The 13101-nt window shown below is 71.4% G+C and carries 13 protein-coding genes; 6 read left to right on the top strand and 7 right to left on the bottom strand.

Features of this window, described 5'->3' with window-relative positions; genetic code table 11:
- Positions 1–53: 53 nt before the first annotated feature.
- Together ABEB28_RS05430 and ABEB28_RS05425 are read right to left on the bottom strand one after the other, a co-directional pair.
- Positions 54–827: a ZIP family metal transporter gene (locus ABEB28_RS05430; protein WP_345726857.1), complete on the bottom strand. Its 774-nt coding sequence runs from the start codon at positions 825–827 to the stop codon at positions 54–56.
- A 55-nt stretch (positions 828–882) separates the two neighbouring features.
- Positions 883–1485: a TetR/AcrR family transcriptional regulator gene (locus ABEB28_RS05425; RefSeq protein ID WP_345726856.1), complete on the bottom strand. Its 603-nt coding sequence runs from the start codon at positions 1483–1485 to the stop codon at positions 883–885.
- A gap of 66 nt (positions 1486–1551) precedes the next feature.
- Between ABEB28_RS05425 and ABEB28_RS05420 the strand changes: the two genes are divergently transcribed.
- Positions 1552–2949, top strand: coding sequence for an MFS transporter (locus ABEB28_RS05420; RefSeq protein WP_345726855.1), 1398 nt, complete (start codon positions 1552–1554; stop codon positions 2947–2949).
- Positions 2946–3632: an SGNH/GDSL hydrolase family protein gene (locus ABEB28_RS05415; protein ID WP_345726854.1), complete on the top strand. Its 687-nt coding sequence runs from the start codon at positions 2946–2948 to the stop codon at positions 3630–3632. Before ABEB28_RS05420 ends, ABEB28_RS05415 begins: the two co-directional genes overlap by 4 nt.
- A gap of 76 nt (positions 3633–3708) precedes the next feature.
- On the opposite strand, the gene ABEB28_RS05410 is transcribed toward ABEB28_RS05415, so the two are convergent.
- A complete protein-coding gene (locus tag ABEB28_RS05410; RefSeq protein WP_345726853.1) occupies positions 3709–4128 on the bottom strand; it encodes a VOC family protein in 420 nt (139 codons plus the stop codon).
- A gap of 70 nt (positions 4129–4198) precedes the next feature.
- Between ABEB28_RS05410 and ABEB28_RS05405 the strand changes: the two genes are divergently transcribed.
- Entirely contained in the window at positions 4199–4825 is a 627-nt protein-coding gene (locus ABEB28_RS05405; protein ID WP_345726852.1) for a TetR/AcrR family transcriptional regulator, read from the top strand.
- A gap of 37 nt (positions 4826–4862) precedes the next feature.
- Here ABEB28_RS05405 and ABEB28_RS05400 read toward each other — a convergent pair whose 3' ends face one another.
- The gene (locus ABEB28_RS05400; RefSeq protein ID WP_345726851.1) at positions 4863–6131 is read right to left on the bottom strand and encodes a PucR family transcriptional regulator; all 1269 of its coding nucleotides are present in this window, start codon (positions 6129–6131) and stop codon (positions 4863–4865) included.
- A 127-nt stretch (positions 6132–6258) separates the two neighbouring features.
- Between ABEB28_RS05400 and ABEB28_RS05395 the strand changes: the two genes are divergently transcribed.
- From ABEB28_RS05395 to ABEB28_RS05385, 3 genes are all read left to right on the top strand, one after another.
- Positions 6259–7146, top strand: a complete 888-nt coding sequence (locus ABEB28_RS05395) for a bile acid:sodium symporter family protein (protein WP_345726850.1) — start codon at positions 6259–6261, stop codon at positions 7144–7146.
- A gap of 113 nt (positions 7147–7259) precedes the next feature.
- Positions 7260–8354, top strand: coding sequence for a DUF808 domain-containing protein (locus tag ABEB28_RS05390; RefSeq protein WP_345726849.1), 1095 nt, complete (start codon positions 7260–7262; stop codon positions 8352–8354).
- A gap of 93 nt (positions 8355–8447) precedes the next feature.
- A complete protein-coding gene (locus ABEB28_RS05385; protein ID WP_345726848.1) occupies positions 8448–10394 on the top strand; it encodes a DUF6461 domain-containing protein in 1947 nt (648 codons plus the stop codon).
- A gap of 46 nt (positions 10395–10440) precedes the next feature.
- Here ABEB28_RS05385 and ABEB28_RS05380 read toward each other — a convergent pair whose 3' ends face one another.
- The 3 genes from ABEB28_RS05380 to ABEB28_RS05370 are packed head-to-tail and all read right to left on the bottom strand — an operon-like array spanning position 10441 to position 13097.
- Positions 10441–11427 carry an aldo/keto reductase gene (locus tag ABEB28_RS05380; RefSeq protein ID WP_345726847.1) on the bottom strand — a complete coding sequence of 329 codons (987 nt, stop codon included), beginning with the start codon at positions 11425–11427 and terminating at the stop codon, positions 10441–10443.
- A gap of 36 nt (positions 11428–11463) precedes the next feature.
- Positions 11464–12102: a TetR/AcrR family transcriptional regulator gene (locus ABEB28_RS05375; protein WP_345726846.1), complete on the bottom strand. Its 639-nt coding sequence runs from the start codon at positions 12100–12102 to the stop codon at positions 11464–11466.
- A gap of 50 nt (positions 12103–12152) precedes the next feature.
- Positions 12153–13097, bottom strand: coding sequence for a carbohydrate kinase family protein (locus ABEB28_RS05370; RefSeq protein ID WP_345726845.1), 945 nt, complete (start codon positions 13095–13097; stop codon positions 12153–12155).
- Between the last annotated feature and the right edge of the window lie 4 nt (positions 13098–13101).

The following is a 13101-nucleotide window of genomic DNA, read 5'->3' as shown; positions in this document are numbered from 1 at the left end:
TGTCGCTTAGTGAAGATCCAACAGACGGCCCGCCGCCGGGGGCGCGAAGTGTGCTAAATGGTCGAGAGCACGAAAGACAGGATGAAACCGGCGGTCGTACTCAGCGCGACGGTGGGCCCGCCCTTCGCGTACGCCTCCGGCATCAACGTGTCGGCCAGCGAGGCGAGAACCGCTCCGGCGGCAAAGGCCAGCGGCAGCGAGATCGTCTCCGGTGACGTGTTCGACAACGGCCCGGCGCCGACCACGACCGCGAGGGTCAGCAGCGCCGCGCACCCGAGCCAGGTCCCGAGAATGAACGCCTGCGAGCGCCCCTGCTCCCGCATGGACGCGCTGCCGACCAGCGCCTCGGGGAAGTTCGACACGAAGATCGCAGCGAGCAGCGCCAGGCCCCCCGTGCCCTCACCCAGCGAGATCCCGAGCGCCAGGTTCTCCGGCACACCGTCCAGCGTGACGGCCGCCAGCAGCGCGAGTCCGGCCGAGCCGGAGGTCGACGCCGCGGACGGGGCCCGGTCGACGGCGGCAGCGTCGGGGTCGAGCTTCTCGCTGCCGTGCGCCTCCTCGTGCCGGCCTTCGGCCAACCGATCGAGCCAGGCGCTGATTCCGGTGAAGACGACCGCGCCGACCGCCAGACCCGCGGCAGCGCGCCAGATTCCGCCGTGTTCGTAGGCGTCCTCGAACAATTCGAACGCCAGGGCGGTGATCAGCGCGCCGGATGCGAAGGCGAGCATCGCGGCGAGCACCGCCTTCGGCAAGCGGATGCGCGAGCCCGCCAGCGCGCCGATCACCAGCGCGCTGGAGGCGATCACACCGAAGACGAGAGCGTCCACGTCAGACGCTGTACCCCGACCGCGCGCGCCTCGAACGGCGCACGCGCCCCCGAGTTCAGGAGGCGCGCAGGGCGGTGCGCATGGCCTGGACCGCCCAGCTTCCGATCTCCGCGTCGCCGTGCAGCAGCCGGGCCGGTCCGACCCCCGACGCGATCGCGTCCAGGCTGAACGCGGTCTGCTCCGGGTGGAGGTCGGCCGGCAAGTCACCGGCCTCGATCGCGGTGGTGATCTCCCGGACGAGCGTCGCACGCCACTGCCGGACACCACGGGCGAGCTCGTCGCGCACCCGCCCCGGACGACCGTCGAACTCGTAGGAGAACGTCGCCACGCAGCACCCGCCGGGGTAGCCGGGGTCCACTTCGTAACGAGCCCACGCGTCGCAGATCCCCAGGAGACGCGGCAGTCCGCGCTCCAGATGCTGGGCGGGTTCCCAGACCCGGGTCCGGAAGTTCGCGAGTACCAGCCGCACGGTCTCCAGCTGCAGCTCTTCCTTACTGCCGAACTGCCCGAGCACACCGGACTTGCTCATCGACAGCTCGGTCGCCAGCCGACCGATCGACAACCCTTCGAGCCCTTCGAGCGAGGCGATGTCGGCAGCCGTCCGCAGAATCGCGGCGCGTGTCTCGAGCGCGTCCACGGCGCTTCGTCGTCCGGTCATGGGCTCACTTTACCGCACGATCGTACGCGTTTGACGTCCGAACGATCGGACTCTAAATTCGGCGGCATGGCCTCCTCCGACGACGGTCCTCCGTCGAAAGTTCCGTTGGCGCTCGCCTGCGGCGCCACGTTCCTCGCCTTCCTCGACGTCATGATCACCAACCTCGCGGTGCCCGACATCGCGCACGAGTTCGACGTCGGTCTGACGTCCCTGACCTGGGTCGTCACCCTCTACACGATCCTGTTCGCCGCGCTCCTGGCACCGGCAGGCGGACTCGCCGACTCGCTGGGCAGGCAGCGCCTCTTCGCGGCCGGCGCCGCCACGTTCACGCTGGCGTCGCTGCTCGCCGCCGCCGCGCCCCACTACTCGGCGCTGCTCGCCGCCCGGGCGCTGCAGGGCGTCGGCGCCGCGCTCCTCATCCCGGCCTCGCTCGGGTTCGTGCTGGCCGACACCCCGCCGGCGCGGCGGCCGGCCGCGATCGGAGTGTGGACGGCGTCCGCCGCGCTGGCCGCCGCCATCGGGCCCGCGCTGGGCGGTGTCGTCGTCGACACCCTCGACTGGCGGTGGCTGTTCTGCATCAACCTCCCGATCGGTGTCTGGCTCTACGTCGCCGGTCGGCGGCTGCGCGTCGCGCCGGTGGCCACCGGACGCGCACCGGACCGGCTCGGAACGGTTCTGCTCACGGCCGCGGCGGCGTTGCTGGTCCTCGCCCTCTCCCAAGGCCAGGATTGGGGTTGGACGGACTGGCGGACGCTCGCGTCCGCGGCCGGTGCCCTGATCGCCGGCTACTGGACGCTCAGCCGCTCGCACCGCCATCCGCGGCCGGCGATCGACACCTCGCTCTGGTCGATCCGGGCCTACGCCGGCGCGAACCTCGTCTCGGCGCTGCTCGGCCTCGCGCTCTACGCAACGCTCTTGCTCGGCGTCCTCTACCTGGTGAACGTCTGGGAGTACTCGCAGCTGCGCGCCGGCCTGGCGATGACGCCGGGCGCGGTGGCGTCCACCGTCGCCGGGCTCGCGATCGGCCGGCTCCGACGACCTCCCTCCGCGCGGACGCTGGTCGCGGTCGGCGGCTTGGTACTCGGGGCGACGTGTGCCGCGCTCGCGCTCTGGCTGCCGACCGATCCGCACTTCCTCGCCGCGTGGCTCCCCGGCGGGATCGGGCTCGGCGTCGGCATCGGCGCGTTCAGCGTCGGAGCATCCAGCGCCGCCGCGCTCGCCGTCGAACCGCAGAAGTTCGCGGCCGCGACCGGACTGAACATCGCCGCGCGGCAGCTGGGCGGCGCCGCGGGCGTGGCGGTGCTCGGCCTGATCCTCACCAGCGACACGAACGGGTACGCCGCCGTCTACTGGTTCGCCGCCGCGAGCGCGTTCGCGGGATCGGTCGCCGCGCTGCTGCTCACCGCCCCCGCTCCCCAGCCCGTCCACTCGCAATCGCTCGCCACGGCAGGAGACCCATCATGACCATTCTCGAAGCGTCCGACCCCGACTGCATCGACCCGGACGAGGCCGCGGAGCTCCTCCGGCCCGCACCGTGGCAGCGGCTGGTGGTGGTGGGTGACAGCGTCGCGGCCGGAGTCCGCGAGCCGGTGTCCGGCTACCGCGATCTGTCCTTCGCCGATCGGTTCGCCGAGGCGCTGGCCGCCACCCGTCCGGAGTTCGTGTACCGGAACCTCGGGGTCCGCGAGCTGACCGCCAGCGCGATCACGGCGACGCAGCTCAGGGCGGCGCTCGACCTGCGGCCCGACATCGCACTGGTCGCCGCCGGCGGCAACGACGCGCTCGGCCGCGAGTACGACCCCGGGCAACTACGCCGCGACCTCGAAGGCTTGATCCGACCGCTCGCCGCGGCCGGCGCGCTCGTCGTCACCATGGGTCTGTTCGACCTCCCCCGGTCGGGGCTGATGACGCCGAAGCTGACCGGCCTGATGACCCACCGCATGGACGAGCTGGACGAGATAACCGCAGCGCTGACCGCCGCCGTCGGCGGCATCCACGTGGACACCCACCACCATCCGCGCGGCGCCGACCCGGACCTCTACGCGAGCGATCTGCTCCACGGCAACGCGATGGGCCACGCGGTCGCGTTCGCCGCCATCGTGCGGACGTTGGCCGGAGCGCTCGCCACCTCCGGTTCGCATCCCTGAGTTCACCGGCCCCGCCCGGCGGTCCGCGATCACGGCGGACCGCTGGGGCGGATCCCCAGGTGTGCCGCGGCAGCATTCACTGTTGATCCGGCACGAACTGCGCGGCGTACTCGGCGCTCGGCTCGATCTGAGTGATCACGTCCACGAGCACCCCGTCGGGCCCCGCGACGATGAAGTGCCGCTGGCCGAACGGCTCCGACCGGATCGGGAGCACGGCATCGAGCGGTCCCCGGCTGACCAACCGCTCGTACTCGGCGTCCACGTCGTCGACCTCGACGTTCAGCAGGAGCCCGCCGGCGGCCGGGCCCCGGTGGGTCGCCGGGATCGTGGCGTGGTCGGCGTCGAGGACCGCCAGCTCCCACGTCTCGCGCCGGAGGCTGACGTACCAGTCCGACTCGAACGTCGAGGTGAAGCCGAAGTGCTTCCGGTAGAACCCGGCGACCCCCTCGACGTCGTGCGTCATCAGCACGGGATACCAACCGACCAGGGGCGCCATCACGACCTCCGTTTAGATACGCTGTGTACGTAAAGCAGAATACATACACGGTGTACGTAAAGGAAGGGCGATGCCGCGCGCATCCAAGGAGCAGAGCGAGGCGACGGCCCGCCGAGTGCTGGCCACCGCCACCACGTTGTTCGCCGAGCGCGGGTACGCGGCGGTCGGCCTCGAGGAGGTCGCCGCAGCCGCCGACGTCACGCGCGGCGCGGTCTATCACCACTACGCCGGCAAGATGGGCCTGTTCGAGGCCGTCGCCGATGCGGTGGCGCAGCGGGTCGGGTCCGCGGTCGCCGCCGCGGCCGATGCCGAGCCCGATCCCTGGGCGGGCCTGCTCGCCGGCTGCCGGGCGTTCCTGGCCGCCGGCGTCACCGACGACACCCGTCGCATCCTGCTGATCGACGCCCCGGCGGTGCTCGGCTGGCAGACCTGGCACGGGCAGGACGCGCGCGCCTCGGCACGCCACCTCCAGGACGCCATCGAGGCGCTCGCCGCCCGGGGCGACGTGCGCGTGCACTCGGCGGCGGGCACGGCGGCACTGCTCTCCGGGGCGATGAACGAGGCGGCGCTCCGGATCGCCGCGGCCCCCGACCCGGCGTCCGAGCTGGAAATCCTCTGGCGCGATCTGGAGCGCCTGCTGTCCGGGCTGCGCCCGCACGCGCTGCCGGACGGCGCCGACGGTCACCGGACGCGGTGACCGCTACGAGCGTCGTCGGTTCACGAGCGTCGGCGGTTCACGATCCGAGGAGGGCCGCCGCCATGGCCGCTTCGAGCCTGGTCATGTCGTGCGGACGGGTCGGGTCGAGGCCGGTCAGGCTCGCGATCCTGCGCAGCCGGTTGTCCACCGTGTTCGGATGGACGCCGAGGCGGCGCGCGGTACGCGTTCGATGGCGGTTCTCGTCGATGAAGATCTGCAGGGTGGCACGCAGATCCCGCTCACCGGTCAACGGCGAGACCAGGTCGGCCAGCGCACGCTGCCCGGGTCCCGGTCGTGACATCTGGTACTCGAGCGCGACGTCGGCGAGTTCGTAACAGCCGGGCTTGCGTCGGAGCCGCTCCACCAGATCGCGGACCTCGATGGCGGTGCGCGCGGCGACCGAGACCCCCGAGGCCGCGCTGGCCCCGGTGGCGATGCCCGCCGAGACCGGTGTGGTGAGCCCCGCGCTGACCCGATCGAAGTCGCGGGGCCGGAGCCCGGTGCGACGCTCGGCCGGGTCGAAGGGGATGAGGATCAAGGCGTCGCGATAGTTGGGCAACCACAACACGTCGTGGTCGAGGCTGCCGAGCAGATGCGACCGGACCTCGCGGACCAGTCGAGCGCGGATCACTTCGGCGTTGGTCGATTCGGACGTTCTGCGGGCCGGGGCGTCGGCCGGGCCGGGGCGGTCTTCGCTGACCCGGAGCGCGACCACGGTGTACGCGGGTGCGACCTCGACGCCGGCCAGTAGTGCCGCCTCCGCGACGGCGTCGTCGGGGGCGCCTTCGACCAGCGCGTTGCCGAGCTGGAGACGCGCGGAGAGCGTCTCCCCCAGCGTCAGCCGACGTTCGCGGGCGTAACCGTCGGCCACGCCGGCGGTCACCTCCTGCAGGTAGTCGAACGTGCGCCGGATCAGCTCGACCATCTGGGTGTGCACGTCCGGCCCGAGGGCCATGTCGAGATGCTCGAGCGAGAGCTGGGCGCCCACGAAGTAGGCGCGCATGACGTCGGACATCGGGATCTGCTCTTCGGCTCGCTGCGCCGCGGAACTCGACAGGGCGGCCAGGTAGTCCGCGGGGAGCCGCCGGTCGGCGCGACTCCGGAGGAGCCGCGCGAAGGTCCGTACGCCGTCCGCGGTGATCGTCAGGACGTCGCCGTCCAGCTGCTCCCGAGGCAGGCGTGCATAGGCCGGCAGTTCGTGCACCAGCTGGGCGACGATGCGCCGAGCGAGAGCGTCGGCCTCCGCGAGAAGGGCCTGAGCGGCCCGGTCGAGGCTCGTGGATCGACCAGCGATGTGAGATGTCACAACCCCAGTTCAGCAGGATTCAGCATTTGAGCCAACCGGCCGCACTTGACTGTGAGAAAGCACCACTCGGTGCTTAGCTGTGCATCCGTCACTGGGTAGGCGAAGGACCGAGAGGACCGCGCGGCCGATGAACGACTCCGCATTGATCACCACCGGGCTGCCGATCGCACTCGCGATCATCATGTTCGGGCTGGGTCTCTCGCTCACGACCGGCGACTTCCGCCGGGTCGCGCGCTCCCCCAAGGCGGTCGTCGTCGCCTTGGTCCTCCAGATCCTGGTCCTGCCAGCCGTGGCGTTCGGCCTGGTCACCGCCTTCGGGGTGGATCCGCTCCTGGCGGTGGGCGTGATGCTGCTGGCCGCGTCCCCCGGCGGCACCACGGCCAACCTGTTCAGCCACCTCTTCCGTGGCGACGTGGCGCTGAACATCACGCTGACCGCCATCAACTCGGTGCTGGCCGCGTTCACCATCCCGATCATCACCAACCTGGCCATTCACCACTTCGACACCGAAGGTGATCTGGGCCTGCAGTTCGGCAAGGTCTTACAGGTCATCGCGATCGTCCTGGTCCCGGTCGCGGTCGGCATGCTGGTGCGGCGCCGCTCTGCCGCTTTCGCCGCGCGAGCGGATCGACCGGTCCGGATCTTCTCCATCGTCGTCCTGGTCCTGGTGTCGGTGGGAGCACTGCTGGGCGAGCGGGAGAACCTCACCGACTATCTCCAGCAGGTCGGGCTGGTCACCGGAATCTTCTGCCTGATCAGTCTCAGCGTGGGCTACATCGGGGCCAAGCTGCTGCGTCTGAACGAACCCCAGGCGATCGCCTGCGCCATGGAGATCGGAATCCACAACACCACGATCGCCCTGACCATCGCGCTCAGCGTCCTGGACAACACCGAGGTGGCGGTCCCCGCCGCCGTCTACTCGGTCCTCATGTACATCCTCGCAACGGCCTTCGGCTTCGCGATCACCCGTGGCCGCGCCGAGAGCGGAACAGAGGAACGTCAACCGACGCGCTGAGCGCCCAGGTCAACCAGCCAGCTGGGTGGAAATCGGACCTGTGATCCGCGGTTGAGTAGCCCTTGCGAGAATGACCTGCACGGACGCTGCTCAAGCCCTGGAAGGATCACCCTGTGGCCGGTGGACTTGTCGCCCTGTTGGATGACGTCGCGGTGCTGGCTCGCGCAGCCGCCGCCTCGGTCGATGACATCGGAGTGGCCGCAGCGAAAGCGGGTGCCAAGGCTGCGGGCGTCGTCATCGACGACGCGGCCGTCACGCCGCAGTACGTACGGAGCATCGCCGCCGAACGCGAACTGCCGATCATCAAGCGCATCGCCCTGGGGTCGCTGCGCAACAAGTTCCTCATCATCCTTCCGGCGGTGCTGCTCCTCAGCCAGTTCCTGCCCGGACTCCTCACCCCGATCCTCATGCTCGGCGGCGCCTACCTGTGTTACGAGGGCGCGGAGAAGGTGTGGGCCAAGATCGCCCATCACGACGCCCACGGCGAGGACGACGCCAAGGACGAGAAGACGCTCGTCTCCGGCGCGGTGCGCACCGACCTGATCCTCTCGGCGGAGATCATGGTCATCACGCTGAACGAGGTGGTCGACGAGCCGTTCTGGTCACGCCTGGCGATCTTGGCCGTCGTCGCGCTCGTCATGACCGTCGTCGTGTACGGCGCGGTCGCGCTGATCGTGAAGATGGACGACGCCGGGCTCCGCCTCTCGCAGTCGTCCGGAGCCATCGCCTCCTTCGGCCGCGGTCTGGTGAAGGCGATGCCGCTGGTGCTGACCGCGCTGACGGTGATCGGCACGGCCGCGATGCTGTGGGTGGGTGGGCACATCCTGCTGGTCGGCTCGGACGAGCTCGGCCTCCACTTCCTGTACGAGACGGTGCACCACGCGGAGGAAGCAGCGCACGACGCCACCGGCGCTCTCGGCGGTCTCGTCGGTTGGCTCCTCAACACCGTGGCCAGCGCGATCCTCGGACTGATCGTCGGCGCGCTCATCGTCCTCGTGATGAGCCTGACGGTCCACCGGCGCAAGGCCGCCAAGGCTCACAAGGCCGAGAAGGCCGACGAGGCGGCCGCGCCAGGCACGACCGCCGAGCCGAGCAAGGCAGCCGAGGCCGGCAAGGCAGCCGAGGCCGGCAAGGCGGCCGAGCCCGCAAAGGCTTCCGAGGCCGGTACGGCCGAGGGCACAGCCGAGGGGACCACGGACCCGCGCTGACGGCGCCGTTCCGGCGAGCCGGGCGCTGCCACCAGCGTCCGGCCGGGCCGGTACCCTCGCCACCTCAGTCCAATGTGGTCAGGCGGTGCGGGGATGGTCCAGGTGTCCGACGACGCGATCGAGCGACTGGCCGGGGTCGTGGCGTCCCGGATGGCGTCGCTGGCCGATCGGATCCCAGCGGCACCAGCCGCTGAGCTGGGCCGGTGGGGCGCGCCGGAGGACGCCGCGGACTTCGCTCCGGACGTGCGGAGGCGGTCGGTCCCCGACCGGATTCTCGCCCGCGGCCGCCGGGCCGGCCGTACGCCTCCCGGCGTCTCCGGCGGGCCGACGGTCTCGGCGCGGCCGACCCCAACCCCTGGACCGCGGCCGACCCCGGCCTCACGGCGGTTGCCCCGGCCTTCGGGCCCGCCAGCGGGGGTGCCCGTCGGGCAGTACGGACAGCGCTCGGTGGAGCTCGGGGAACCGGAGTCAGCGGAGTCGTCGCTCGCCGCGCTCCGGGAGGCCCGGCCGCTTCTCACCGAGCGGCTCCTCGGCGCGCTCGAACTGGTCGTCGGGGCGGAGGAGCGCGCCGAGTTGCCGGAGATCACGGCGAGCCTGGCACCACCGCCCGAGGGTCGTTTCGCGTTCCTGTCGGATGGGAGCGACAGCGTGGCGATGTCCGCCGCTCGCCTGCTGGAGAGGTTGCACCCCGGCGTCGCCGAGCTGGTCGTCGCGTCGGCGCGGCGGCTCGCGGAACACCGGCTCGTCGGGCCGCTGTTGACCCTGACCGCCGACGACGCCGACGAGCCCGCCGTCGCCGCCCGCCACGGCACGGCATACCTGACGCTGGGCGTCGCGACCGCCGGTGCGGTCGTGGACCAGATCGAGGTACCGGACCTCGTCGATCGCGCGGCGGCCGTCGTCGGGCTGGGACTGGGCACTGCAGCGGTCCTCCTACGGCAGGCGGAGATGCCACCGACGTACCGAGCCGCGCTGATGGCCCGCATCCGGGCCGAGTACCGGCTGCCGCGCCAGGGGTACGGATCGGTGCGCCTGACCGGGCACCACTTCGGATTGCTCGACGAGGCCGTAGCCACCCGGGCCGTTCCCGGCCCGGTCGACTGGACCGCGAACGGGTTGGTGACCACCGTTGACGGTGGCGCCGTCGTCCGCACGGGCGCGGACACCGGCGCGGTGAACGTCCGTCTCGAGATACGGGCCGACCCGCCTAGGGAGGTGGAGGACGGCTGGGAAGAGATCGTCGAGGTCAGCTGGCGGGCGCTCGAGGGTCGGGCGTCCGTGGTGGGACCGGACGGCGCGATCGCTCCTCCGTTGCAGCGGCAGACCCCACCCTGGCCCGGTGACTACCGGCTGCGCGTGCACGCGCGGGGCCGCGACGACGAGGATGCCGACTACGAGAACTACTCGCTGCTGGTCTGGTCGGCACCCGCCGCACCGGAGATCGTGCACCGGCGGACCGACCGGCTCGGCCATGGGCTTCGCGGCGAGCCGCTCCCCGCCGCGCCTCCGCGGCCCGAACGCGCGTACCGATGGATCCAGCGCAGTTCGCTGGCGACGGCCGCGACGGTCACCGTCGTCACGGGCGCGAGCATCGAGGAGGTGCTGCGCGCGTTCGGCGCCGACCCCCTGGCCTTCGAGGAGGTTCACGACCCTGGGTTCATAGCCACCCAGGAGGGCGTGTTCGTGCGCGACACCGGAGATGCGGTGCTCGCCGTGGAGTTCAACGGCTACCGCGGATCGGGAGTAGAGGTTCTCCGCGCCGCCTCAGCCCGCGGGCGGGCCGCCAGCATGTACTGGAACGTCAACGCGGTCACCCGGCTCTCGTTCGCCGAGCGGGGCGAGATCCTCGCCGCATCCGAGTTCTGGGAGGAGTCGCCGACCGATCCGCGGGTCGCGGAGGCCATGGCCGGTCTGGACTTCGCCGAGCCGGTCGACAGCACCGAGAGGAGCCTGGTCGCCGTCGAGCGCTTCACCGGTCGGGGAATCACCCCTGCCGACCTCGCCGCGATCGAAGAGAGCGGGGTCTGCTACCTCCTCTGACCTGGCCCGGCGGTGCACGACCGCCGCCGGCTGGACCAGCCGGCCGTCAGAGCCCGGTCAGCTTCTGCATGGCCTCGTTGTAGCGGGCACCCGCGACGCCGAGGCGGGTGGCGGCCTCGCCCAGAGCGACGAGGTCGTGCGTGGACAACTCGAGCCGCGTCGCACCGATGTTCTCGTCCAGACGGTGCAGCCGCCGCGTGCCGGGAATCGGCACGACCGACGGACGCTGGGCGAGCAGCCAGGCGAGGGCCACCTGCGCCGGCGTTGCCTCGTGGGCCTGGGCGATCTGGGTGACGAGGTCCAGCAGCGCCTGGTTCGCCGCGCGGTTCTCCTCGGTGAACCGCGGGATCGTGGCGCGGATGTCACCCGCCGTGAACTCGGTACTGGTGCTGACCGTGCCGGTGAGGAAGCCCTTGCCCAGCGGGCTGAACGGCACCAGGCCGACGCCGAGTTCGTCGAGCGTGGGCAGGATCTCGGCCTCGATGTCGCGCGTCCACAGCGAGTACTCGCTCTGCAGCGCGGTGACCGGCTGGACCGCGTGCGCGCGGCGGATCGTCGCGGCACCGGCCTCGGACAGCCCGAAGTGCGCCACCTTGCCCTCGGCGATCAGTTCGGACACCGTTCCGGCGACGTCCTCGATCGGCACCGACGGATCGACCCGGTGCTGGTAGAAGAGGTCGATCCGGTCGGTACGGAGCCGCTGCAGCGAGGCGTCGGCGACCCGGCGGATCTGCTCGGGCCGGCTGTCCAGGCCCACGACGGCGCCGTCGCGGATGTCCCAGCCGAACTTGGTCGCGATCACGACCTGGTCGCGAAGCGGCGACAGCGCCTCGCCGACGAGTTCCTCGTTGACGTAAGGCCCGTAGGACTCGGCGGTGTCGAAGAACGTGATGCCGCGCTCGACGGCACCGCGGAGGACAGCGATCATCTCGTCGCGGTCGCCGGGGTTGGGGCCGTAGCTCTGGCTCATGCCCATACACCCCAGGCCGAGCGCCGACACTCGCAGCCCGCGGCCGAGCGCCCGGATCTCCACGAGGTCCTCCTCGATTAGCTGACTCCAATCGACACCCTACGAGCAGGCGCTCCGCGACGGAGGGTCCGCCGGCTCGGCGCCGCCCAGATGCCCCCGGGCGACGAGTCGGACCGCGTCCCGGAGCATCTCGCGGTCGTCGGGGCGCGGATGAGCGATGCGCTGCAGCGCGAAGCCGTCGAGAACCGCGACGAGATGACGTGCGGCCTTCTCCGGCTCCGAAGCGCCGAGCGAGTGCAGCACGGTCGCGGCTGCGCGTTCATAGGCGTCCACGATGCGTTGCACGGGCTCGATCAAGTCGGGCCGACGCGTGGTCCCGAGGTAGGCCTCGAACTGCACCAGCAGCTGACGCCCGGGTGGCGCGGTGACTACGTCGACCAGGCGGTCGACGTAGTCGTCTATCGAGGCGTCGGCCCGCCGCAGGGTCGACGCGTCGGCGACGAGAGACTCGGCGGCCTGCAGGATGCCGTCGGCGATGCGCGTCACCGCGGCGCCGATGAGCTCGTCGAGCGAGGAGAAGAAGTACGAGGTCGTGGAGAGCGGTACGTCCGCCGCCTTGGCGATCGCGCGGTGCGTGACGCCCTCCAGCCCGTGGTCGGCGATCACCTCGACGGCGGCGTCGAGGACCCGCGCCTTGCGCAACTCGCCTCTGCTGTAGTGCGACCGAGGTCTCGTCACGCCTCAGCACAGTAATCGAGCCCTCGGCAGAACCGATCCGCCGAGCACGGTCACCAGGTAGGCGTCGTGGCGGCGAACCCGTCGACGGAGGCGAGGTCGTACGCGCCGGCGTCGGTGCCGACGCCCTGGGCGACCTGCGCGGCCGTGGCGCACCCCAGCCGGGCGGACTCACCCAGAGACCTGCCGAGGGCGCGGCCGAGGACGAACCCGGCCGAGAAGGCGTCACCGCAGCCGGTGGTGTCGACGACGCCGATCCGGAAAGCCGGCACCTCGAGGACGTCCTCCCGGGTCACGACCAGGGCACCGTTCTTGCCCCGGGTGGCCGCAACGCAGCCGACGCCGGCCTCGACCAGGGCACGGGCGCCCGACACGAGATCGCCGGCCCCGGTGAAGCCCAGAACCTGTTCGTCGTTGGGCAGCAGGTAGTCGGTGTGCGGCAACGCCTGCGCGATCCACTCGAGCATCCCGGGGTCGCCGGGCGCGAGCAGGTCCACGGAGGTGGACAGTCCGATCGCCTTCGCGTGGGCGAGCAGTTCGCCCGCGGCAGCTCCACCGAGGAACTCCGGGCCACCCAGGTGGAGATGGACGCAGCCGTCGAGCGCGGAACGGTCGACGTCGTCGAGGGTGAAGGCGCCGTTGGCGCCGATGACGTGCCAGGCCGGCCGGTCGCCGTTGGGTCGCACCGGGATGACGGAGGCGGAGGTCTGGGCGGTCTCGGTGCGGACGATGCCGGACGTGTCCACGCCTTCTCGGTCCAGTGCGCGGAGTAACGCGTCGCCGAGCGGATCGACCCCGACCGCTCCCTGGGAGCGCACGGCCGCTCCGAGGCGGCTCAGCACGACCGCGGTACCGCCGGCCGTACCGGCCGGTGAGGACCGGATCGTGTCGACCAACTGGCCGTCGGAGCCAGTGGGGATCGACTCGATGCCGAGGACGTGCGTGTCGAGAACGTGGACGCCGATCGTCGCGATCGTCGGCGCGGAGGTGGTGGTCATGACG

Origin of the sequence: Cryptosporangium minutisporangium, assembly GCF_039536245.1 — a bacterium.
Taxonomy (GTDB): Bacteria; Actinomycetota; Actinomycetes; order Mycobacteriales; family Cryptosporangiaceae; genus Cryptosporangium; species Cryptosporangium minutisporangium.
Note: the sequence above shows the minus strand (reverse complement) of the source record. Positions and strands in the feature narration are given on the sequence as shown.

Coding starts and splice junctions, on each gene's coding strand:
- ABEB28_RS05415 (WP_345726854.1), top strand. CDS start 2,946: ATGACCATTCTCGAAGCGTCCGACCCCGACTGCATCGACCCGGACGAG.
- ABEB28_RS05385 (WP_345726848.1), top strand. CDS start 8,448: ATGGTCCAGGTGTCCGACGACGCGATCGAGCGACTGGCCGGGGTCGTG.
- ABEB28_RS05410 (WP_345726853.1), bottom strand. CDS start 4,128: ATGGCGCCCCTGGTCGGTTGGTATCCCGTGCTGATGACGCACGACGTC.
- ABEB28_RS05370 (WP_345726845.1), bottom strand. CDS start 13,097: ATGACCACCACCTCCGCGCCGACGATCGCGACGATCGGCGTCCACGTT.
- ABEB28_RS05395 (WP_345726850.1), top strand. CDS start 6,259: ATGAACGACTCCGCATTGATCACCACCGGGCTGCCGATCGCACTCGCG.
- ABEB28_RS05405 (WP_345726852.1), top strand. CDS start 4,199: ATGCCGCGCGCATCCAAGGAGCAGAGCGAGGCGACGGCCCGCCGAGTG.
- ABEB28_RS05425 (WP_345726856.1), bottom strand. CDS start 1,485: ATGACCGGACGACGAAGCGCCGTGGACGCGCTCGAGACACGCGCCGCG.
- ABEB28_RS05420 (WP_345726855.1), top strand. CDS start 1,552: ATGGCCTCCTCCGACGACGGTCCTCCGTCGAAAGTTCCGTTGGCGCTC.